This is a genomic window from Flavobacterium sp. P21 (genome assembly GCF_050632225.1).
GTDB lineage: Bacteria > Bacteroidota > Bacteroidia > Flavobacteriales > Flavobacteriaceae > Flavobacterium.
The window spans coordinates 1364077-1384654 of sequence record NZ_CP192585.1 but is presented as its reverse complement, the minus strand read 5'-3'; the positions used below and the strand labels follow the sequence as shown (position 1 = coordinate 1384654).

Sequence of the window (20578 nt, the reverse complement as noted above, 5' to 3'; positions counted from 1 at the left end):
AAATAAAAAACAAATTAGACAAATGAAAGCATACGTATTTCCAGGTCAAGGGGCGCAATTCACAGGAATGGGTAAAGACCTTTATGAAAATTCGGCTTTAGCCAAAGAATTATTCGAAAAAGCTAATGAAATATTAGGTTTCAGAATTACAGATATTATGTTTGAAGGTACTGCCGAAGAACTAAAAGAAACTAAAGTTACACAACCAGCTGTATTTTTACACTCTGTTATTTTAGCAAAAACTTTAGAAGATTTCAAACCAGAAATGGTTGCAGGACATTCATTAGGAGAATTTTCAGCTTTGGTTGCTAACGGAACTTTATCTTTTGAAGATGGTTTAAAATTAGTTTCTCAACGTGCTTTGGCAATGCAAAAAGCTTGCGAAATCACACCATCTACAATGGCGACTGGTTTTAGGTTTAGCAGATAATGTTGTAGAAGAAGTTTGCGCTTCTATTGACGGTGTTGTGGTTGTCGCCAACTATAACTGCCCAGGACAATTAGTAATTTCTGGTGAAACTACTGCTGTTGAAAAAGCATGTGAAGCCATGAAAGCCGCGGGAGCAAAACGTGCATTAATTTTACCTGTTGGAGGAGCATTTCACTCGCCAATGATGGAACCTGCAAGAGAAGAATTAGCCGCCGCAATTGAAGCAACTACTTTCTCTACTCCAAGCTGTCCAGTGTACCAAAATGTTACAGCAAACGCTGTTTCTGATGCTCGCCGAAATTAAAAAGAACTTAATTATTCAGTTAACTGCTCCTGTAAAATGGACGCAATCTGTACAACAAATGATCGCCGACGGTGCTACTTTGTTTACTGAAGTTGGTCCAGGAAAAGTTTTAACTGGTTTGATTAACAAAATCGATAAAGAAGCTGTTACGGCTAATGCTTAATTAGTTTTCAGTCGCGGTCTCAGTTTTCAGTTAAAAAAACCATATACATAAAAAATCCTCATAGACTTTGAAATTGGTTTATGAGGATTTAGTTTTACTATATCATTTCCAAGGATAAGCTTTTTATTCTTTTAGACATTTCAGCTTTAAATTCTTCTGGCGTAAATCCGTTAGCAAATTCAACGTCAAAATTCTCTGGCCACCATTCTCTAATTCTTCTTTTGGATTCTACTTTTGCTTCTTCAAGAGTAAATCCTTTGGCAAACTCGGCATCAAAATCAAAAGTTTCGGGATCTATGCCCTTAAATTTTGGCTTTTGAACTTCGTATTCTACTCTTGGCTCTTTAAGTTTGTTATTCTTTTTATTTTCTTTATCCAAACTCATTATTCCTACATTTTTAATTCTTACAAATTTACAAAACAAAATGAATCAAAATTTACACAACTTTCTTTTCTTTCTTCTTGTAATTTACAATAAAAACGCCAAGAATAATAAGTGCTGTAGCAATTATAAAATCAATTGTAATGACTTCGTCTAAAAGCAACCAGCCCAGAAAAACAGCAATTATCGTGTTTATATAAGCCAAAATAGAAACTTGAACCGCGGTAACATGCTTCAAAGCATAACTGTAACTAAAAAAAGCAATCACCGAACCAAAAATCGACAAATACAAAGCCGCAAAAATACTTCTCGAAGTCCAAGAACTGAAATCTGGATTTGGTGAAAAAATAGAAGCCAAAACCAACTGAATACAAGACGCAGATGTAAATTGATAAAATAAATTAAGCACAATATTGTTTGACTTATTAGCGTGTGTTTTGGTGTAAATTGTTCCTATGGCCCAAGCTAAAATTGCAAATCCCATGAACATCATTCCTATTCTGTAATCGGCATCCAAAAATGATCCTAGTCCGTCTTTGAATATAAAGACAACTCCAGAAAACCCAATCAACACTCCAACAAATCCCTTAAGACTCATTTTTTGCAATCCGACTAAAATACTTCCTAAAAAAATCAATATTGGAGACAAAGCACTTATTACTGAAGCTAATCCACTTGGCAAAGTCTTTTCGGCAATTGTGGTAAAACCATTGGCAATTACAATCATTAAGACTGAAGGTATAAGCTGTTGTTTGAAATTTCCCCAGCCAATCCACTTTAATTCTTTTTTAAACAATAAGATCATCATCATAATCAATCCTGCCAAACCTTGACGAATTGAAGTGACAAACCAAGGCGGAATCGTTTCAACAGCAACTCTGATTCCTAAAAATGTCGTACCCCATATAACTCCAACCGCAGTTAGAGCAAAAATCAATTTATAATCTAAACTTTGTTTCATGATAATCAATCAGCTAAAAAAAATCCCAAACTATATTACTATAACTTGGGATCTTAAAATTTTATAATTTTAAAGTGTTGAATTATTTATTCCTCACCTTTTGTTCCCATTTCCATGCACTTGCCATTGCTTCGTCAAGACTTAATTCAGCCTTCCATCCTAAGACATTATTTGCCTTATCTGTATTTGCGTATGCTTCTGTAATATCACCTTCACGACGAGGCATCATCTTATAAGGCAGATTTTTACCGCTGACTTTTTCAAAACTGTGAATGACTTCCAAAACAGAACTTCCTTTTCCAGTTCCTAGATTGAAAGTTTCAACTTTTGCCAAATTCTTTTTATTCAATAAGCGTTGCAAAGCAATTACGTGTGCTTTTGCCAAATCAACAACGTGAATATAATCACGAACTGCTGTTCCGTCTGGTGTTGGGTAATCATTCCCAAAAACAGATAATTCTTGGCGTAAACCTACACCTGTTTGTGTAATAAACGGAACTAAATTTTGAGGAACACCCAATGGCAATTCTCCAATTTCTACTGATTTATGCGCTCCAACTGGATTAAAATAGCGCAATAAAATTGCACTAATATTAGTAACTTTTGCAGTATCTGTAATGATTTCCTCTCCAATCTGTTTTGTATTTCCGTAAGGAGACATTGCAGTTTGAACTGGAGCATCTTCTGTAATTGGCATTTTTTCGGCTTGACCGTAAACGGTACAAGACGAACTGAAAATAAAACTAGCTTCAGGTTTTTGCTGTAATTCCTGCAACAAATAAACCAAACTGCTAATGTTGTTTTCATAATACAACAAAGGTTGTTCAACACTTTCACCAACGGCTTTTGAAGCCGCAAAATGAATTACCCCAGTAACATCATTATGTTTTTTAAAGAAATCCTGAACGGCACTTTTTTCTCTTAAATCAATTTTTTCGAACAAAGGTGTTTTTCCTGTGATGGCCGTAATGCCGCCTAAAACATCTTCTGAAGAATTAGAAAGATTATCAATTATCACTACTTCGAAGCCTTCATTTTGCAATTCGACTACGGTGTGAGAACCAATAAAACCTAATCCTCCTGTTACTAATACTTTCATTTTTGTGGTTGTTTTTATGTAGTTAATTTATAAGCTTGTCTTGCAATAAGAATCCAATTATTTTTTTGTTTTTGCCAAACCAACATTATTCCAATTTTAATATCCTTGTCAATTCCACCATCTTTAGTATGAGCCGACAGAACATGTCTAACTATAGCAACGTCATTCTGAATAGATATAGTTTGATTTTGAAAATCTATAGACACAAAATCAGATTTTCCGCTAACTATTCCCTCAATAAATTCAGTTTGATTTTGAAAATTGCCATTAGAATGAACATAGGACAATTGACTTGAAGTTAAAGCTTTTAATTTCGCTCCATCCGCATCGATCATTGCCTGACGCAAAATTTCAACTTGACTGCTGACAGCATTTTCATCTTTAGAATTTGTTTTTTGAGCAAAAACCGAAACTTGGAAAAAAATCATGAAAATCAAAAGACTTGTTCTTCTCATCTTTTTATTTATTTAGAAATTCTAAAACAGAATCAGTAATAAATTTAATCTGTTCGTCATCAAGTTCTGTATGCATTGGCAAAGCAATCACTTCCTGCACTAACTGATTCGTAACCGGAAACTGTTCTTCTTTATAACGAGGATCTAAATATGCTTTTTGAGAATGCAACGGAATTGGATAATAAATCGCACACGGAATTCCTTTATCCAACAAATGTCGCATCAAAGCATTTCTATCGGCATTAATAATTCTTAATACGTATTGATGAAAAACGTGATCATTTTCATTAGTATCAAAATCTGGCGTAATGATGTGTGCGTTTCCTGCAAAAGCCGCATTGTATTTTGTTGCCGCTAAACGACGTGCTTTATTATATTCATCAAGCAAAGGCAATTTTGCATTCAAAACTCCAGCCTGAATACTATCCAAACGAGAATTTACTCCCACAACATCATGATGGTAACGCTCGTACATTCCGTGGTTTACAATTCCGCGGATGATATGAGCCAATTTATCATCATTAGTAAAAATTGCCCCACCATCTCCATAGCAACCTAAGTTTTTAGAAGGAAAAAATGAAGTTGCCGCAACATGACCAATTGTTCCTACTTTAGTTTTTGATCCAGATTTAGAAACATAATCTGCTCCAATTGCCTGAGCATTATCTTCAATTACATATAAGTTATGTTCAGCCGCAATTTCCATAATTGCATCCATATTTGCAAGCACGTCCAAATAAATGAACCGGAACAATTGCTTTCGTTTTTGGTGTGATTGCTTTTTTAACAGCATCGATATCAATATTCATGTTTACCATATCAACATCAACTAAAACTGGCGTCAATTGCAACAAAGCAATAACCTCAACAGTAGCCGCAAAAGTAAAGTCAGCTGTTATCACCTCATCTCCTGGCTGAAGACCAAGTCCCATCATTGCAATTTGCAAAGCATCGGTTCCATTTGCACACGGAATTACGTGTTTTGCTCCTAAATAATCTTCAAGATTTTTTTGAAACTGATGAACCAAAGGTCCGTTGATGTAAGTATTAGTATCTAAAACTTCCTGAATTGAAGCGTCAACAGTAGATTTTATTTTTTCATATTGACTCTTTAAGTCAACCATTTGTATTTTTTTCATTTTGAATAACATTTAAAATAAAGACCTGTTTTTTAACAGAATCTCCAAAAGGAGGAACAAAAATAGTTATTAATAGCTTCAAACCAATGAAAATAGTCGAAAGAAATGTAATTTAGCCACAAAAATTATGAGATGCTTTTTTTATACAATTTAGCCCTACACATAGCAGGATTTTTCTTAAGAATCATTGCGTTATTTAGTCCGAAAATTAAGCTTTTTGTCGAAGGCCGAAAAGACGTTTTCTCTATTTTAAAAGAAAAAATCAAACCAGAAGACCAAACCATTTGGTTTCATTCGGCTTCATTGGGCGAATACGAACAAGGACTTCCTGTGATTGAAAAAATAAAAGAAAAATATCCAGCACATAAAATTGTTGTAACCTTTTTTCACCATCTGGGTACGAAGTGCGTAAAAACAACACAGTTGCAGATGCTACTGTTTATCTTCCTTTGGACACAAAAAGCAATGCAAAAAAGTTTTTAAAATTAGTTCATCCAGAAATTGCCTTTTTTATCAAATATGAATTTTGGCTAAACTATTTAAAGGAATTAAAAAAAGCAAAACACCAACTTATCTGATTTCGGGAATTTTTAGAGACAATCAAATGTTCTTTAAATGGTATGGAGGTTTCTACAGAAAAGCATTAAAAGCCTTTACTTATTTTTTGTGCAGAATGAAAAATCGAAAGAAAAAATTGAAGCAATCGGATTTCAAAATGTTGTTGTTTCTGGAGATACGCGTTTTGACCGCGTTGCGACAATTTTAGAAAGAGATAATAAAGTTGATTTTATTGCAGAATTCAAAAACAACCAACCCACAATTGTTATAGGAAGTTCGTGGCCAAAAGATGAAACTTTATTAGCGGAATACATCAATCAAGCTTCTGAAAGCGTAAAATTTATCATTGCGCCTCATAATATCAAAGAAGATCAAATCTCAAGTTTGAAAACACAAATCACAAAATCAACCGTTTTGTTTTCAGAAAAAGAACAAGCTGGCGATTTATCAAATTACAATGTTTTTATAATCGATACAGTTGGTTTATTGACCAAAATTTACAGCTACGGAACAATTGCTTATGTCGGAGGCGGTTTTGGAAACCCCGGAATACATAATATTTTGGAACCAGCCACATTTGGGATTCCAATTTTAATTGGGCCAAATTATTCGAATTTTGCAGAAGCTGTTTCATTAGTACAATTGGGAGGATGTATCTCTATTTCCAATTATACCGAATTAAAGCAGAATTTCGACCGATTACTTACAGATAAAGCGTATTTTGAAGAAAAAAGCCAAATCTGCAAATCTTTTATTCGTGACAACAAAGGAGCAACAAACTCCATCATGAAAATAGTTTCAGAAACAGTCTAAAAGACCACAAACCCATTTAGAGATCGTTGCCATCAAAAAAGCCCTTAAAAAAGCTAATATGAAGCCATGTCTTTTGAAGAATATCTCACAAAAAACAAAATAAATTGCAAACAAACGAATACGTACAGCTTGTTTTTTTGCCGATTATGCAACAAAAAATAATTTACTCAAAAAATACTACAATATAATATTTTTTTCGTATTTTGGCATGTTTTTTGATAACTAAGATAATCGTGAGCAACGAAAATATTTTAAAAAAAGTGAAAAAATATTTTACATATTAAAAAATTTATATCTTTGCCACGAATTAATAATTAACCTTTTATAATAAAGTAAGATGAAAAAAGTATTTTTAAGTTTAGCTGTTGTTGCTGTATTAACTGTTGTATCTTGTAAAAAAGCTGACGCTCGTCGCTGAAGCTCCTGCTGTAGATTCTGCTCGCTGTTGCTGTTGATTCAGCCGTCGCTGTTGTTGATTCTGCCGCTCGCAACTGTTGATTCTGCTCGTCGCTAAAGTTGATTCTGCTCGTCGCTAAAGTAGAAGAAGTAAAAAAATAATTAGAACCTAAGTTCTAAAAATTTTAAAACCATCATAGCGATGGTTTTTTTTATGCCCAAAAATTAGCAAATTCCAACAAAACAAAATTCCAAATCCCAATCACACAACTTGTTTTTGGAATTTGGAATTTTATTTTGTTTTGTTTTATTGGAATCCTACTTATTCGATTTCTTCCTCTTCAAGAGGCTCATCTTCAAAAATTGCTTCATTTGACGAAAAATCCAAAATTTCCGATCTCGAAGAATATGTCACAATTTCCTTTATCCCCTTTTGCAAAAGCAATTCCGTACTGTATTTACGACTTGTTGCAAAATGAACCTCACCCAGCATCAATTTAAAAAAATACTTCCCACCAGAGCCTTTAAATTTCAAAAACTTCGCAGACTCAACATTTGCTTTAAATCTCTCAATATCTTCCTCGCATTCAAATCGCAACTCATAACTCAAACTTGTAAAAATTACTTTCCCTTTTCGCGAAGTAAAAGTAAATTTATATTCATCATTAAACCGCCTGCTGATCACAAAAGCACCCATTTAGAAATTTTAGATTTTAGATTATTGATTTTAGATTCTGAGATTTCTAATAAATTTAGCACTCAAATTTATCATTCACAAGTATGCAAATAAAAAAAGCCTCTTCAAAAGAAGAGGCTTTAGTACTCAGAGCGGGACTTGAACCCGCACGAACATTGCTGTTCACTGGATTTTAAGTCCAGCGTGTCTACCAATTTCACCATCCGAGCATTGTATGGTTTTAGAGCGAAAAACGGGGCTCGAACCCGCGACCTCGACCTTGGCAAGGTCGCGCTCTACCAACTGAGCTATTTTCGCATTTCAATTCTTTATAAGAACCGCAACACTTGATTTGTTTCGTATTGCGAGTGCAAATTTAGGACATTTATTCAATTACACAAGCGTTTTTTGAAAAAAAAGTTTACTTATTTTATAACCTTCTGATAACCTAAACTTTAAAATTGAAAATTTTTGATTTTATTTTTTGACCAACATTCTTTTGATCTCGTTCAGCTTCATCAATGCTTCTACTGGTGTTATCGCATTTATGTCAAGCCCCAAAATCTCTTCTTTTATTTCCTCCAACAAAGGATCGTCCAAATTGAAGAAACTCATCTGCATTTCATCATTTGCCGATTTTATTCCGTTCAAAGCGTCACTTGAATGATTCTTTTCTAATTTCTTTAAAAGCTTTTGCGCTTTCGAAATAACCAATTGTGGCATTCCAGCCATTTTTGCAACATGAATTCCAAAACTATGTGCACTTCCTCCTTTTACCAATTTACGGACAAAAAGAACAGTATCTTTTAACTCCTTCACCGCCACATTGAAATTCTGAATTCTCGGAAGTGATTCTGTCATTTCATTTAATTCATGATAATGCGTTGCAAATAACGTTTTAGCTTTTGAAGGATGTTCATGCAAAAACTCGGCAATAGCCCAAGCAATCGAGATTCCGTCATACGTACTTGTCCCTCTTCCAATTTCATCCAAAAGGACTAAGCTTCTGTCTGAAATATTATTCAAAATAGAAGCTGTTTCATTCATCTCTACCATAAAAGTAGATTCCCCCATCGAAATATTATCAGAAGCCCCTACCCTTGTAAAAATCTTATCTACAATTCCCATTCTAACGCTTTCAGCAGGAACAAAACTCCCCATTTGAGCCAACAATACAATCAAAGCAGTTTGCCTCAAAATAGCCGACTTACCCGACATATTGGGTCCGGTAATCATAATAATCTGTTGGGTTTCTCTGTCCAAATAAACATCATTTGAAATATACGGCGTTCCAACCGGCAATTGCTTTTCAATTACAGGATGTCTTCCTTCTTTGATTTCCAATTCAAATGTATCGTCAATTTCTGGACACACATATTTGTTTTCTATCGCCAATTGCGTGAAAGAACACAAACAATCCAATTGCGCCACAAGATTGGCATTCATTTGAACTGGCTTTATATAGGTTGCAATCCAAGCTACTAATTGCTCAAACAAATCGACCTCAATTTTATAGATCCTTTCTTCTGCTCCTAAAATTTTAGTTTCATATTCTTTTAATTCCTCTGTAATATAACGTTCCGCATTGACCAATGTCTGCTTTCTTATCCACTCTGCAGGAACTTTATCTTTATGCGTATTTCGAACTTCAATATAATATCCAAAAACATTATTAAAAGATATTTTCAAAGAAGAAATCCCTGTACGCTCAGATTCTCGCCTTTCAATTCCTTCTAAATATTCTTTTCCAGAAGTTGATATTGCACGAAGTTCGTCAAGCTCTTCATTAATACCGCTTGCAATAGCATTTCCTTTTGCGATCGCGACCGGCGCATCTTGATTTAAAGTTACCTTTATTTTTTCGCGGAGCAAATCACAGGCATGCAAACTATCTCCAATAATTTTTACAGCTTCCTGCGGACTTTCGAGCGCCAAAGTTTTTATCGGGATAACGGCATCTAATGATTCTTTCAGATAAACAATTTCACGTGGCGAAACTTTTCCAGCGGCAATTTTAGAAATCAAACGCTCCAAATCAGAAATTTGCTTAATCTGATATTGAATATTGTGCAGGATTTCAGGATTAGATTTTAAATATGCAACAACTTCATGTCGGCTTTTTACTTTATTAGCATCTTTTAAAGGCAAAGCAAGCCAACGTTTCAACAAACGCCCCCCATTGGAGAAAGTGTTTTGTCTACAACATCTAAAAGCGTGACCGCATTTGGATTGTAGCTGTGATACAATTCTAAATTTCGAATCGTAAAACGGTCCATCCAAACATATGCATCTTCAGCAATTCGCTGAATTGCCGTAATATGCTTGCACACGATTATGTTGTGTCTCTGACAAATAATATAGAATTGCTCCAGAAGCGATAATTCCTTCTTTCAGTTCTTCAACACCAAATCCTTTTAAAGAATTTGTTTGAAAATGTTTTGTCAGTGTTTCTAAAGCGTAATCTTCTTTATAAATCCAATCTTCCAGATAAAAACTATGAAAATCTTCTCCGAAAGCATCTTTAAAATCGCCTTTGTTTGCTTTTGGAACCAAAACTTCACTCGGATTGAAATTCTGCAAAAGCTTATCAATATACTCCGCATTTCCTTGAGCAGTCAAAAATTCTCCTGTCGAGACATCCAAAAAAGAAATTCCGATATTTTTATTGGCAAAATAAACTGATGCCAAGAAATTATTTGATTTAGATTGCAAAACCTCATCATTCAAAGAAACACCTGGAGTAACCAATTCAGTCACGCCACGTTTCACAATAGTTTTGGTCATTTTTGGGTCTTCAAGCTGATCACAAATTGCTACGCGAAGTCCCGCTTTAACCAATTTTGGCAAATACGTATTTATCGAATGATGTGGAAAACCAGCCAAAGCTGTTTCGGTATCAGAACCAGCACCTCTTTTGGTCAACGTAATTCCAAGAATTTTAGAAGATCTGATCGCATCTTCTCCAAAGGTTTCATAAAAATCCCCAACTCTAAAAAGCAGACATGCATCAGGATATTTTCTCTTGATTTCGTTGTACTGTTTCATTAAAGGTGTTTCCTTCACCACTTTTTCTTTAGTCGCCAAATCGATATATTTTAAATGAAAATTAAGACAGCGAATTTATAATTTTTTAGCGGCATAATGAAGGCTTCAAAAATTAAAATATTTTAAGAGATTTTTAAGTTGACATTTAAGAATTTTACATAGATTTGTTTTATCATTTAAACAAAGACTATAAAAATGAAAAAAATAATTTTATTTGTAATGCTAGCTGTGGCTGGAGTTACAGCTTCTAACGCACAAAGCACTAAAAAAGGAGCGGCTAAAGTTGCTAAAGTTGAAGGAGCAGGAATGCTTTTTGAAACAGAAACTATTGATTACGGAACAATCGCTCACAATGCTGACGGAAAACGTGAATTCGTTTTTGTTAACAACGGAACTAAGCCACTTATCATCACTAACACACAAGGTTCTTGTGGATGTACAGTTCCAACTACACCAAAAGAGCCAATCGCTCCAGGTGCAAAAGGAATTATTGGAGTAAAATATGCTACTGACAGAGTTGGTGCTTTTACAAAAACTGTAACTGTTACTTCAAACGCTGAAGGACAACCAACAAAAGTACTTACTATTAAAGGTACTGTTTTACCAGATCCAGTAAAAAGCTAATCTGAAATAAAACAAAATAAAATAATTGAAAAAGCTTCCTTATCTTTGGAGGCTTTTTTTATGACCTGAATGCAACAAAAATGAGAAAACTTGAAAATAGCGAATTAGACCGCAAATCGATTGAAGATTTTAAAAAATCAGACAAAACACCTTTAATTTTGGTTTTGGACGACATTCGCGACTTACACAATATTGGTTCTGTTTTTAGAACTGCCGATGCTTTTTTGATTGAGAAAATCATTTTATGTGGTATCACGGCTACTCCGCCAAATAAGGAAATTCACAAAACTGCTCTTGGCGCTACGGAAACTGTAACTTGGGAACATCATGAAAATGTTTTGGAAGTCATAGAAAACCTTAAAAAAGAAAATGTTTTGACACTTGCGATAGAACAAGTAGAAAGCGCTATTTTTCTTCAAGATTTCAAAGTAGAGAAAAATCAAAAATATGCATTGGTTTTTGGAAACGAAGTTTACGGTGTAGCTCAGGAAGCTGTTGCAATTTGCGATGGCTGTATCGAGATTCCTCAACTTGGAACCAAACATTCTTTGAACATCTCTGTAAGTGCCGGAATTGTGGTTTGGGATTTATTTCAAAAACTAAACTGGCCAACGAACAATTAAGAATATTTTGCCTAAAAAAATGTGATTTTAAAGCTGTTTTCAGGCTTTAATTGTTAGAAATTGAAATATTTTTTTATTATTATAAAAGTGATACTTTTATAAAATGAAAAAAAATTACTCCCTTAAAACATATATCTCATTAGCTTTTCTGCTGTCTAGTTTCTTTGGATTTGCTCAAATTACGGCAAGTGCTCCTATCGTCAAAGCAACCGGAGATCAATTATATTGCCCACAAAACACAATAAATATTGTAACTGATTTCAATATTATAAATGATCCAGCAGAAACAGGAACTAAAGGCGTTTATATTCAAGTTTCCTCTGGATATTCAAGTGGTTTTGATCAGCTTACTTTAGCAAATCCTGCCACTCACCCTAATGTAACAACAAGCTGGGACTCAACAGCAGGAAAATTAAGCATAACAAGTCCATCTGGAACTGATGTTCTATATTCTGATTTAATTGCCGCTGTAAAAGATGTCGTTTTTACGAATTCATCAGCAACAGCATCTGGAACGCGAACTTTTTCTATTACTATTGGAAACGCCAATTATTTACCATCAACACAACACTTTTATTTATACGTTCCAAGTATCGGTATTACTTGGACTTCGGCAAGAGATGCTGCTGCTGCAAGTACTTATTATGGACTTAAAGGCTATTTAGCAACTATCTTATCTGCAGATGAGGCCAAATTAATTGGAGAGCAAGCTTCAGGAACAGGATGGATTGGAGGAAGCGATGCAGAAACTGAAGGCGTTTGGAAATGGGTGACAGGTCCTGAAGCTGGAACTGTTTTTTGGAATGGTGGCCCAAACGGTTCAACACCAAATTACGCTTTTTGGAACACAGGCGAACCCAACCAACAAGGAGATGAAGATTACGCACATATTACACAACCTGGAGTAGGAATACGCGGTTCATGGAACGATTTATCAAACACAGGATCACTAACACCTGGCGACAACTATCAACCAAAAGGTTATGTAGTTGAATATGGCGGATCTGCCGGCGAAGCACCTTTAGAAATTGCGACAAGTACAAAAATTACAATTCCGGAGGCAACTGTTTTGACTCCAAATCCAATTTGTGATTCAGGGAGTTTTACTTTAAATGCAACAGCTACTACAGGAGCAACAATCAGTTGGTACACTCAAGCAAATGGCGGAACAGCTATTGCTACTGGAAGCCCATACACAACTCCAATATTAAATACCACTACAACATATTATGTAGATGCTGGATGTCAAAGCAACCGTAAATCAGTTACTGTAGTTGTTAACAAAACTCCTGCAACACCAACTGTAGCCGAATCAAATGTTTCACGATGCGGACCAGGAAATGTAACATTGCAGGCTACTACTGATGTAGGACTTATCAGCTGGTACACAACTCCATCGGGAGGGACAAGCGTTTGGACAGGAAACATTTTTACTGCGCCGAACATTACTTCCTCGGCTGTTTATTACGCTGAAGCTTCAAACAATGGTCGCCTAAATCCAACCCGAACTCCTGTAAATATTACTGTTTATACACCTCCTGTAGTTACAGACGAAACAGTTGTATTGTGTCAATCTAAAAAGAAAATTCTTGATGCTGGAATAGCTGGAATGACTTATTTATGGTCAACTGGCGCAACAACTCAAACCATTGAAATAGGAACCGGAGGCACATATACTGTTGATGTAACAAGCCCAGCTCCGCAAAACTGTACGAGCCGAAAAACAATTATTGTTGAAGAACACGAAATTCCACAGATAGATCGAATCGATGTTGAAGGAACAAGAGCTATAATTTATCTTAAAAAAGAACAATCTTACTTTGAATACTCTGTTGATGGTTCAAATTTCCAAGATTCAAATATTTTTTATGATGTGCCAGGCGGACTGCAAACTGCCTATGTGAGAGAAAAAGGTGGTTGTGGCGGTACAGCAAAAAACTTTGTCGTTTTAGTTTTCCCAGCCTTCTTTACTCCAAACAATGACAGTTATAATGATGTTTGGGAAGTAACTGGAATGGAAAACTATCCACAAGCTCAAGTCACGATATTTGATCGTTATGGAAAACTATTAGCGCAATTATCTGTCTCAAGAATGAGTTGGGATGGGAATTTCAACCACGCCCCGCTTCCTGCTTCAGACTATTGGTATGCACTAAAAATTGATGATAATCATCCTATTCTAAGAGGACATTTTACATTAAAAAGATAGAACTCATTTTTAAGCGTTTCATATAAGGTTTTCAATTAAAAAATGTATTTTTAAACATGAAAACTCAATTCTTTTACAATAGCACTTTGATCCTTATATTACTTTGTGGTAATGTATTATTTGCTTTTAGTACAAGACATTTGCCTGAAAGAAAACCTAAAAAAGAAACATCAAAAAAAACAACGGCAGTTGCATCGGCAATTACTGCAACTGGAGATCAAGTATATTGTCCGCAAAGCACTATAAAAATCGTAACCGATGTTGCCATAAATGCAACAGAAGAAATCAACGCGATCTACATACAAATTTCTTCTGGATATGAGATTAATGAAGACGTATTGACTTTAATTGGTACTCATCCTAATTTAACCTCAAACTGGAATCCTGATTCTGGCACTCTTGTTATTTCAAATATTGCCGGAAAAACAGCTTCTCTCTCTGAATTTATTGCGACCATCAAAGCTGTTGAATTTAAAAACAGTTCATTGGATCCAAAAGGTATCAGAAATTTTTCTATAAGTTTAGGACAAGCCAATTATTTGCCTTCATCAAAACATTATTATCAATTTGTTTCTAGTCCAGGAATTTCGTGGGGAGAAGCCAAAAGAGCTGCAGCTGACGAGCAATTATTTTGGATTAAAAGGTTATTTAGTAACTATTACTACTTTAGACGAAGCAATATTTGTTGGCGAACAACTTTCAGGAACAGGATGGATTGGTGGAAGCGATGCTAGAAAAGAACCCTATTGGCTATGGGAAACAGGTCCAGAAGAAGGCACTCAGTTTTGGTATGGCCGTGAAAGCGGATCAACTACAACTTTTGCTTATTGGAATGATTATAAAGAACCGGATAATGGTGGCGAATTAGCCCTAAAAGGAGTTGAAGATTATGCCTACATTACACCAGCGGGATTTGGCCAAAAAGGAAGATGGAACGACGCTTCTCTTTATGGAAGTTCTGACCCAACAAATGTCAATTATCCTCGTGGCTATATTGTTGAATATGGAGGAATGCCCGGCGATGTTTATCCGCAAATAAGTACAAGCACTTCCTTAACTATGCTTTCAATTACTGAAACCAAAGCTCCTGATATTTGTGGATCAGGAACTACAATACTAGAAGCTAAAAGTGCCACAGGAACAATAAATTGGTACATTGACGAAACTGGATCAAGTTTAATTGCAACTGGTCCTAATTTCACAACTCCAATTTTAAATACAAATGAAACATATTATGTTGCCACTGAATACAATGGATGTTTTTCTAAAAGAATTCCAGTAGACGTTAGAGTAAATAAGGTTCCAGAAGTAACTTTTGTTTCAAATCCAGCTCCTGAATGTGGTTCTGGAATATTTTTTTAGAAGCTTCAGTTTCTGAAGGTGATCCAAACTGGTACACTTCTGAAACCGGAGGAATCGTTGTAGGAACTGGCTCTTTATTCATTACGCCTTCCATTTCTTCAGATACAATTTATTATGTCGAAGCCAATAATAATGATTGCCGCTCTACAGCAAGAACGCCAATTAAAATAGAAATAATTCCGCTTCCTGATGTTAAAAATGAGGAAGTCGTTTTGTGCGCTCCAAATTCGGCTATACTTGATGCCGGAATTAGTAATATGAGCTATCTATGGTCAACTGGAGAGATGACTCAAAAAATAACGGTTTCGCAATTAGGAACTTATTTCGTTGACGTTACTGCATCTACACAAGGAAATTGTTCCAATAGAAAAACAATAAAAGTAATTGAACCTCTAGTACCTGAAATTCAAAAAGTAGAAGTTGATAATAGAACAGTAACTATTATTCTCAAAAATCTTGACAGCGATTACGAGTATTCAATTGATGGAGTAAATTTCCAAAATTCTAATGTTTTTTACAATGCCCCAGGAGGTTTGCAAACGGCATATGCTAGAGAAAAAAGCGGTTGCAAAACTGCTTCAAGAAGTTTTATTGTTCTGCTTGTTCCTGCATTTTTCACACCAAACAATGATTCATACAATGATGTTTGGGAAATAATCGGAATTGAGAATTATCCCGAAGCAGAAGTGACTATTTTTGATCGCTACGGAAAATTCATAACACAGTTGAACATCTCAAAAAAATATTGGGATGGCACACTAAACAAAGTACCATTACCTGCATCAGATTACTGGTACGCTTTAAAAATTGATAATACACAACCTATTTTGAGAGGTCATTTTTCATTAAAAAGATAATTATGGACATAGAAACAATTCGCGAAATCTGTCAAAAATTAACTGGGACAACAGAAGATATTAAATGGGATCATGATCTTGTATTTTCTGTTGGAACCAAAATGTATTGTGTCGTTGGACTTGATCAAAATCCAACTTCGGCTTCGTTTAAAGTTTTGGATGAAGAATTTGAAGAAATGAACAATAAACCCGGCTTCAAACCTGCCCCTTATGTAGCAAAATACAAATGGGTTTTAATTGATGACATTACAAGAATGAAAAAGTCTGAATGGGAAAAATACATTCAGCAATCGTATAATCTCGTTCAGGAAAAATTAACAGCAAAACTTCGAAAACAACTCGGGATCATATAATGAGATAATTTGTCAATTTGATAATTAGAAAATGCTATTGAAACCACATAAAATTATCTAATTTTCTAATTGACACATTCCCTAATTGAGGTATTACCCAATTTTCTTCTGTATTTCATTTAGAATAAAAAGATAGTCTTCGTGTTTTTTTACAAAATCACGATCTGAAACATCTATGATCAAAACGTTCAAATCGGTTTGCGATTTGATGTAATCCAAATAACCTGTATTAATTTTATCCAAATAACTCGCTTCGATGTTTTGTTCGTAACTTCTACCACGTTTCTTGATGTTTTGCAACAATCTTTCTGTATTCTGATATAAATAAATATACAAATCTGGCTTTGGCATTTCTTTGTAAATAATGTCAAACAACGTTCTGTATAATCGATACTCGTCTTCCCCAAGCGTTATTTTAGAAAAAATGAGCGATTTAAAAATATGATAATCGGCAACGATAAAATCTTTAAACAAATCAAATTGTTTCAAATCGTCTGATAATTGCTGATAACGATCGGCCAAAAAAGACATTTCTAACGGAAACGCATAACGGTTTTGATCTTTATAAAATTTTGGCAAAAAAGGGTTGTCTGCAAAACCTTCCAAAACAGTTTTAGCATTAAAATCCTCGGCAATTTTATGAACCAATGTCGTTTTTCCGGCTCCGATATTTCCTTCAAAAGCAATATAATTGAAATTTTCCAAAGCAATTTCCTGCAACGGACTTTTCAAGTTTTGAACTGCGGTACAAATGCTATCATCTGGAGAAACTTCAATCAATTCTTGAATCGTTTTCTGCAAAACGGGATGTTTCCAATCTAATTTCAAATCGTTAAACGGCAACAAAACAAAATTCCTATTTTGCATCAATGGATGCGGAATCTGCAATTTTTCAGTTTCAATAATTTCAGCACCAAAAGCAATTATATCGACATCAATAACTCGAGACTGATATCCTTCCTGATTAGATCGAATTCGGCCCAATTGTTTTTCGACTTTTAAAACCTGATTCAGTATTTTTTGCGCCGATGAAGTACTGTGCAAAAGCAGTGCACAATTATAAAAAGCATCACTTTCAAATCCCCAAGCGGGAGTTTCATATAGTTTTGAAACCCTGATAACAGTGCCCACCTCTTGATGTATTAAAGCAATACAACTTTCGATATTTGCTAATCTGTTTCCTTGATTACTTCCTATTGATAAAACGACTTGATGCTGTGACTTCATAATTAATGCAAAGTAACTAAAAACAATTTAGAATCGGTTATATTATTTATCGAGTTTGAAAATGTAAAATCTACAAATATTTCATAAATTGGATTCTATAATTAAATCGCATTTAAATATATTTGTAACGAAAGAGGCTTTTTTGCTACTTATTAAAAAAATACACTTATGAAGTTTTTAGGAAATGTAATTGCCACAGTGATTGGTATTTTTGTATTTATCATGATATTCTTTTTGGAGTAATCCTTATTGGGGCAATATTTGGAGGAGACGATACGGTTTCGGTTAAAAAAGATTCGGTTATCGAATTGAATTTAAAAGAAATCAAAAACGACTATGCCGGAAAATATAAAGATCCTTGGGTAACTGTTTTTTCAGAACAAAAAGGAATCGGCATAACCGATGTCATCAATGCCATAGAAGTCGCAAAAACGGACGACAATATCAAAGGAATTTCAATATTAAATGATGAATCTTCATTAGGACTTGCACAATACAAAGATTTGAGAAACGCTCTTGAAAGCTTTAAAAAATCAGGAAAATTTGTTTGGGCTTACGCCAATACTTATTCGCAAAAAGAATATTATTTAAATTCCGTTGCCAACACCGTTTATTTGAATCCTGCAGGCGAATTAGACTTTAAAGGACTTTCATCTGAAGTAATGTTTTTCAAAGATTTCCAAGACAAATCTGGAATTCATATGGAAGTTATTCGTCACGGAAAATACAAAAGTGCTGTCGAGCCATTTTTAGAAAATAAGATGAGCGACGCTAACAGAGAACAAGTTACTGCATTATTAAATTCAATTTGGTCAACGGTTTCTGCCGATATTTCAAAAAGCCGAAATATTCCGCTTCCTAGATTGAATGAAATTGCAAATGGATTGTTGGCAAGAACTCCAGAATTGGCAAAAGCAAATGGATTGGTTGACATTGTCGCTTATGAAGACGTTTATCATGACGCTATCAAAAAACAATTGAAAGTAACTGGCGATGATGATTACAATAAAATTTCAATTGAAGATTATACCCAAAATAATGTCACTACAGCCTTAACAAATACTGCAACTGACGAAATCGCAATTATTTACGCTCAAGGCGAAATTGAAAGTGGCGAAGGCGATGTCAACGTTATTGGCGAAGGCTCAATGAGAAGAGCACTTCAAGAAGCTCGAAAAAATGATGACGTAAAAGCAATTGTTTTAAGAATCGACAGTCCAGGAGGAAGCGCTTTGACTTCAGATTTGATTTGGAGAGAAATTGAAGTGACTAAAAAAGTAAAACCTGTTGTGGTTTCAATGGGGAATTATGCGGCTTCTGGAGGTTATTATATTGCTTGCAATGCTAATAAAATTTTCGCCGAAAGCAATACTATTACGGGTTCTATTGGGGTTTTTGGAATATTGCCAAACTTCAGTCCGTTAGCTAACAAATTAGGGATCAATACCGAGCAAGTAAAAACACACGAAAATGCGGCAAATTATAGTCCATTTGTTCCTGTTGACGAAAAATTTAAAGCTTTTACTCTAGAAGGAGTTGAGCAGATCTATAAAACATTTGTAACGCATGTTGCTGAAGGAAGAAAAATGACTTTTGAGCAAGTTGACGCCATTGCACAAGGAAGAGTTTGGTCTGGAAGCGAAGCTTTAAAAATAGGCTTAGTAGACAAAATTGGTGGATTAAATGATGCAATTACCGAAGTCGCTAAAATGGCTAAAATAAAAACATACTCGACTCAAAATTATCCTGAATACGAAAAGACTTTTGGGGATCTTCTATCAAAAATGCCTTTTGCAAAATCTAAAGAAGCTTTCATCAAAGAAGAAATCGGCGAAGAAAACTACTTGATGATTGAGCAGATCAAAAAACTTCAAAAACAAAAAGGAGTTCAGGCGATGATGCCTTTTGGAATTAACATTAAGTAATTCAAATCTTAAAAAATGAAAAAGATCTTTTTGTTTTTGAGCGCTTTACTCTTTTCTGTTGTAAATGCTCAAAACACAGAACAACATACTTTTAAGGAAACTAATGTTACTTTAAAAATCAATATAGACCAACTTTACGGCACCCTGACTGTTCCTGATGTAACAAAAAGGTGTCCTGTTGCTTTAATCATTTCGGGTTCTGGCCCAACGGATCGAGACGGAAATAATCCGAAGATGAAAAACAATTCGTTGAAAATGCTTGCTGAAGCTTTGGCAAAAAACGGAATCGCATCATTACGATATGACAAAAGAGGAATTGGCGAAAGCAAAGCATCAGCACTAACAGAATCGACTTTGGTTTTTGAAAATTATACAGAAGATGCCAAAAGCTGGATCAACTTTTTGAAACAAGACAAACGCTTTTCACAATTAACAGTTATTGGTCACAGCGAAGGATCATTAATCGGGATGATTGCAGGCGCGAAGGCGAACAAATTTATTTCGATTGCAGGAGCGGGCGAATCTGCAGACAAATTGTTAAAAGAGCAGATTTCTTCTAAATCAAATAAGCAGATTGAAGAAATGACTTTCCCGATTATTGACAGTTTAAAAGCAGGAAATAAAGTAAACAAAGTTGACCCTCTTTTAAATTCCCTATTCAGGCCAAGCATTCAGCCTTATTTGATTTCTTGGTTTAAATATGATCCTCAAACAGAAATTAAAAAACTGACTGTTCCTGTTTTAATCCTTCAAGGAAGCAGTGATTTGCAAGTAAGCATTACTGACGCCGAAAATTTATCAAAAGCAAACACCAATTCTGAATTGGTAATTATAGACAAAATGAATCATATCCTGAAAATAATTGATGGTGATAATAAAGCAAATTTTGACAGCTATAATAATGAGACCTTGCCAATTTCAGAAGTATTGACTAACAAAATTGTTTCCTTCATAAAAAAACAGACACAACACTAATA

At 34.8% G+C, this 20578-nt stretch carries 15 protein-coding genes, 2 tRNA genes and 5 pseudogenes; 12 read left to right on the top strand and 10 right to left on the bottom strand.

Features of this window, described 5'->3' with window-relative positions; translation table 11 throughout:
* The first annotated feature begins 22 nt into the window (after positions 1–22).
* Positions 23–897, top strand: a pseudogene (gene fabD, locus ACQ9BO_RS06670) (ACP S-malonyltransferase).
* A gap of 97 nt (positions 898–994) precedes the next feature.
* On the opposite strand, the gene ACQ9BO_RS06665 reads toward fabD, so the two are convergent.
* The 5 genes and pseudogenes from ACQ9BO_RS06665 to ACQ9BO_RS06645 form a co-directional block, all read right to left on the bottom strand.
* Positions 995–1282 (bottom strand): hypothetical protein, encoded by a 288-nt coding sequence (locus ACQ9BO_RS06665; RefSeq protein WP_431244082.1) that lies wholly within the window; start codon positions 1280–1282, stop codon positions 995–997.
* Positions 1283–1334: 52 nt separating this feature from the next.
* On the bottom strand, positions 1335–2240 hold the full coding sequence (locus ACQ9BO_RS06660) for a DMT family transporter (RefSeq protein WP_431244081.1): 906 nt from the start codon (positions 2238–2240) through the stop codon (positions 1335–1337).
* An 82-nt stretch (positions 2241–2322) separates the two neighbouring features.
* A complete protein-coding gene (gene galE, locus ACQ9BO_RS06655; RefSeq protein ID WP_431244080.1) occupies positions 2323–3339 on the bottom strand; it encodes a UDP-glucose 4-epimerase GalE in 1017 nt (338 codons plus the stop codon).
* A 14-nt stretch (positions 3340–3353) separates the two neighbouring features.
* A complete protein-coding gene (locus ACQ9BO_RS06650) occupies positions 3354–3767 on the bottom strand; it encodes a nuclear transport factor 2 family protein (RefSeq protein WP_431245081.1) in 414 nt (137 codons plus the stop codon).
* A gap of 31 nt (positions 3768–3798) precedes the next feature.
* Positions 3799–4933, bottom strand: a pseudogene (locus tag ACQ9BO_RS06645) (DegT/DnrJ/EryC1/StrS family aminotransferase).
* Positions 4934–5065: 132 nt separating this feature from the next.
* Here ACQ9BO_RS06645 and ACQ9BO_RS06640 point away from each other — a divergent pair.
* Both ACQ9BO_RS06640 and ACQ9BO_RS06635 read left to right on the top strand, forming a co-directional pair.
* A pseudogene (locus tag ACQ9BO_RS06640) lies at positions 5066–5511 on the top strand (3-deoxy-D-manno-octulosonic acid transferase).
* A gap of 88 nt (positions 5512–5599) precedes the next feature.
* Positions 5600–6304 (top strand): 3-deoxy-D-manno-octulosonic acid transferase, encoded by a 705-nt coding sequence (locus tag ACQ9BO_RS06635; protein WP_431244079.1) that lies wholly within the window; start codon positions 5600–5602, stop codon positions 6302–6304.
* A 718-nt stretch (positions 6305–7022) separates the two neighbouring features.
* On the opposite strand, the gene ACQ9BO_RS06630 is transcribed toward ACQ9BO_RS06635, so the two are convergent.
* The 4 genes and pseudogenes from ACQ9BO_RS06630 to mutS all read right to left on the bottom strand — a co-directional run bounded on the left by ACQ9BO_RS06630 (position 7023) and on the right by mutS (position 10460).
* A complete protein-coding gene (locus ACQ9BO_RS06630) occupies positions 7023–7397 on the bottom strand; it encodes a DUF1508 domain-containing protein (protein ID WP_431244078.1) in 375 nt (124 codons plus the stop codon).
* A 123-nt stretch (positions 7398–7520) separates the two neighbouring features.
* Positions 7521–7606 (bottom strand) — tRNA-Leu (locus tag ACQ9BO_RS06625).
* A gap of 15 nt (positions 7607–7621) precedes the next feature.
* Positions 7622–7694, bottom strand: a tRNA-Gly gene (locus ACQ9BO_RS06620).
* A 159-nt stretch (positions 7695–7853) separates the two neighbouring features.
* A pseudogene (mutS, locus tag ACQ9BO_RS06615) lies at positions 7854–10460 on the bottom strand (DNA mismatch repair protein MutS).
* 156 nt (positions 10461–10616) lie between these two features.
* On the opposite strand from mutS, the gene ACQ9BO_RS06610 reads away from it, so the two are divergent.
* The 7 genes from ACQ9BO_RS06610 to ACQ9BO_RS06580 all read left to right on the top strand — a co-directional run bounded on the left by ACQ9BO_RS06610 (position 10617) and on the right by ACQ9BO_RS06580 (position 16449).
* Entirely contained in the window at positions 10617–11045 is a 429-nt protein-coding gene (locus ACQ9BO_RS06610; RefSeq protein WP_132989343.1) for a DUF1573 domain-containing protein, read from the top strand.
* 80 nt (positions 11046–11125) lie between these two features.
* On the top strand, positions 11126–11668 hold the full coding sequence (locus ACQ9BO_RS06605; RefSeq protein ID WP_431244077.1) for an RNA methyltransferase: 543 nt from the start codon (positions 11126–11128) through the stop codon (positions 11666–11668).
* Between the two features lie 103 nt (positions 11669–11771).
* Positions 11772–13877 carry a T9SS type B sorting domain-containing protein gene (locus ACQ9BO_RS06600; RefSeq protein ID WP_431244076.1) on the top strand — a complete coding sequence of 702 codons (2106 nt, stop codon included), beginning with the start codon at positions 11772–11774 and terminating at the stop codon, positions 13875–13877.
* A gap of 56 nt (positions 13878–13933) precedes the next feature.
* Positions 13934–14611, top strand: coding sequence for a hypothetical protein (locus ACQ9BO_RS06595; protein ID WP_431244075.1), 678 nt, complete (start codon positions 13934–13936; stop codon positions 14609–14611).
* Between the two features lie 277 nt (positions 14612–14888).
* Positions 14889–15239, top strand: coding sequence for an immunoglobulin domain-containing protein (locus ACQ9BO_RS06590; protein WP_431245080.1), 351 nt, complete (start codon positions 14889–14891; stop codon positions 15237–15239).
* Positions 15215–16096: a T9SS type B sorting domain-containing protein gene (locus ACQ9BO_RS06585; RefSeq protein WP_431244074.1), complete on the top strand. Its 882-nt coding sequence runs from the start codon at positions 15215–15217 to the stop codon at positions 16094–16096. The genes ACQ9BO_RS06590 and ACQ9BO_RS06585 overlap by 25 nt, the downstream gene beginning before the upstream one ends.
* A gap of 2 nt (positions 16097–16098) precedes the next feature.
* Complete coding sequence (locus ACQ9BO_RS06580) at positions 16099–16449, top strand: MmcQ/YjbR family DNA-binding protein (protein ID WP_431244073.1); 351 nt, start codon at positions 16099–16101, stop codon at positions 16447–16449.
* 93 nt (positions 16450–16542) lie between these two features.
* On the opposite strand, the gene folK is transcribed toward ACQ9BO_RS06580, so the two are convergent.
* A complete protein-coding gene (gene folK, locus ACQ9BO_RS06575; RefSeq protein ID WP_431244072.1) occupies positions 16543–17676 on the bottom strand; it encodes a 2-amino-4-hydroxy-6-hydroxymethyldihydropteridine diphosphokinase in 1134 nt (377 codons plus the stop codon).
* A 168-nt stretch (positions 17677–17844) separates the two neighbouring features.
* Between folK and sppA the strand changes: the two are divergent.
* Both sppA and ACQ9BO_RS06565 read left to right on the top strand, forming a co-directional pair.
* Positions 17845–19601, top strand: a pseudogene (sppA, locus tag ACQ9BO_RS06570) (signal peptide peptidase SppA).
* Between the two features lie 15 nt (positions 19602–19616).
* Positions 19617–20576 carry an alpha/beta hydrolase gene (locus tag ACQ9BO_RS06565; RefSeq protein WP_431244071.1) on the top strand — a complete coding sequence of 320 codons (960 nt, stop codon included), beginning with the start codon at positions 19617–19619 and terminating at the stop codon, positions 20574–20576.
* Positions 20577–20578 lie beyond the last annotated feature (2 nt).

What these genes read in the sequence shown, in the direction of transcription:
- galE (WP_431244080.1), bottom strand. Translation starts at nt 3,339, where the DNA reads ATGAAAGTATTAGTAACAGGAGGATTAGGTTTTATTGGTTCTCACACC.
- folK (WP_431244072.1), bottom strand. Translation starts at nt 17,676, where the DNA reads ATGAAGTCACAGCATCAAGTCGTTTTATCAATAGGAAGTAATCAAGGA.
- ACQ9BO_RS06665 (WP_431244082.1), bottom strand. Translation starts at nt 1,282, where the DNA reads ATGAGTTTGGATAAAGAAAATAAAAAGAATAACAAACTTAAAGAGCCA.
- ACQ9BO_RS06580 (WP_431244073.1), top strand. Translation starts at nt 16,099, where the DNA reads ATGGACATAGAAACAATTCGCGAAATCTGTCAAAAATTAACTGGGACA.
- ACQ9BO_RS06660 (WP_431244081.1), bottom strand. Translation starts at nt 2,240, where the DNA reads ATGAAACAAAGTTTAGATTATAAATTGATTTTTGCTCTAACTGCGGTT.
- ACQ9BO_RS06565 (WP_431244071.1), top strand. Translation starts at nt 19,617, where the DNA reads ATGAAAAAGATCTTTTTGTTTTTGAGCGCTTTACTCTTTTCTGTTGTA.
- ACQ9BO_RS06595 (WP_431244075.1), top strand. Translation starts at nt 13,934, where the DNA reads ATGAAAACTCAATTCTTTTACAATAGCACTTTGATCCTTATATTACTT.
- ACQ9BO_RS06605 (WP_431244077.1), top strand. Translation starts at nt 11,126, where the DNA reads ATGAGAAAACTTGAAAATAGCGAATTAGACCGCAAATCGATTGAAGAT.
- ACQ9BO_RS06600 (WP_431244076.1), top strand. Translation starts at nt 11,772, where the DNA reads ATGAAAAAAAATTACTCCCTTAAAACATATATCTCATTAGCTTTTCTG.
- ACQ9BO_RS06610 (WP_132989343.1), top strand. Translation starts at nt 10,617, where the DNA reads ATGAAAAAAATAATTTTATTTGTAATGCTAGCTGTGGCTGGAGTTACA.
- ACQ9BO_RS06650 (WP_431245081.1), bottom strand. Translation starts at nt 3,767, where the DNA reads ATGATTTTTTTCCAAGTTTCGGTTTTTGCTCAAAAAACAAATTCTAAA.
- ACQ9BO_RS06585 (WP_431244074.1), top strand. Translation starts at nt 15,215, where the DNA reads ATGTGGTTCTGGAATATTTTTTTAGAAGCTTCAGTTTCTGAAGGTGAT.
- ACQ9BO_RS06630 (WP_431244078.1), bottom strand. Translation starts at nt 7,397, where the DNA reads ATGGGTGCTTTTGTGATCAGCAGGCGGTTTAATGATGAATATAAATTT.
- ACQ9BO_RS06590 (WP_431245080.1), top strand. Translation starts at nt 14,889, where the DNA reads ATGCCCGGCGATGTTTATCCGCAAATAAGTACAAGCACTTCCTTAACT.